This is a genomic window from Vibrio sp. vnigr-6D03, assembly GCF_002835515.1.
Lineage (GTDB): Bacteria > Pseudomonadota > Gammaproteobacteria > Enterobacterales > Vibrionaceae > Vibrio > Vibrio penaeicida.
This window is the reverse complement of record NZ_PIZL01000058.1, coordinates 3,159-4,146: the sequence shown is the minus strand read 5'-3', so window position 1 is coordinate 4,146 and position 988 is coordinate 3,159. Positions and strand designations below refer to the sequence as shown.

Genomic DNA, 988 nt, shown 5'->3' with positions numbered 1-988 from the left:
TGAGTTTATGGGCACTGGAGACTGAAAAACGGCGAGGTCCTAACCGGGCTGCCGTCGCGTTAGCCAATAAACTGATGCGGATTGCATGGGCTGTCATCCGCAGAAATGAAGAGTATCAACCAGCCTAAAAGACAACACCACAACCTTTTGCAAAGTACGTAGTGAGATGAATAACAGGATAAATCCTACACGTTGAAAACCTTCTGCTCACGTTGGTTATTAAAACCGATAAGGTGATTAGGACTTCGTGTTCGACTGCCTCATCTTGGCCAAGGCAATAGCCGCTAAAACAGGCCGTATATATGGTAGTTAACCTGCGCTTTGAATCAGACTACTGACTTGCAAAACTGGGGGAGACCATATAGGTGAGCAACGAAACCAGACATTCTGCATTGCACCGTAAACACCAAACTGATTTGAACCAAAAATGCCACGCGTTGCGAATCAGACTGAAGCGCTTGTTATGTGTTTTAGCTCACTCATAAATAGTTGCCGCTTGCAAAGCATCTGCAAAAAGCTGCCAGCTCGGTTTGTCTGCATTAGTACTCAAATTAAGGTTCCGGTAAACACCATCAGCATCCTCAAACCAAGCCCCCAAAGCCTCTAGGAAATCACTGGTAGATACATTTTCCCATTTGCTTGTATTCTCTGCACTTAGCTCTCGAATTAGATCGATAAGCTGTTCTTTGCTTTCTATTTTTTTGTAATCAATGTCCATTCATTTACTCAGTTTCGTCTCTGAGCCGTTTCCTACAATGAGAAAGAAAATCTTTGTATTCTATCTCCGACTCTTGATGCAAGGATTTTTCAAAGACACAGCACAAGTTCCAAAGAGCTCGTTCTTCTGCTTGATCTTCGATACTCAATTTCTCTGTATCACTAAACCTACGTACCAATTCGAAAAGAACCCATGCCTCATCTTCTGTAAGTTTTAATTCGACTTCCTTGCTCATGATTCCTCTGTAACACATAACGCCAGCTTAAACCG

General features: G+C 42.8%; 2 protein-coding genes and 1 pseudogene. 1 reads left to right on the top strand and 2 read right to left on the bottom strand.

The genetic code is table 11. The annotated features are described in order from the left end of the window. Positions 1-128 (top strand): annotated as a pseudogene (locus tag CW749_RS27140) (IS110 family transposase); the annotation flags it as partial. A gap of 347 nt (positions 129-475) precedes the next feature. Here the strand turns inward: CW749_RS27140 and CW749_RS27135 are convergent. Further along, positions 476-718, bottom strand: coding sequence for a hypothetical protein (locus CW749_RS27135; RefSeq protein ID WP_201797042.1), 243 nt, complete (start codon positions 716-718; stop codon positions 476-478). A gap of 4 nt (positions 719-722) precedes the next feature. Continuing rightward, positions 723-953: a hypothetical protein gene (locus CW749_RS27130; protein ID WP_101115594.1), complete on the bottom strand. Its 231-nt coding sequence runs from the start codon at positions 951-953 to the stop codon at positions 723-725. Positions 954-988 lie beyond the last annotated feature (35 nt).

Bases quoted from the DNA above. Each gene is read 5' to 3' on its own strand.
- CW749_RS27135 (WP_201797042.1), bottom strand. From the start codon at position 718: ATGGACATTGATTACAAAAAAATAGAAAGCAAAGAACAGCTTATCGAT.
- CW749_RS27130 (WP_101115594.1), bottom strand. From the start codon at position 953: ATGAGCAAGGAAGTCGAATTAAAACTTACAGAAGATGAGGCATGGGTT.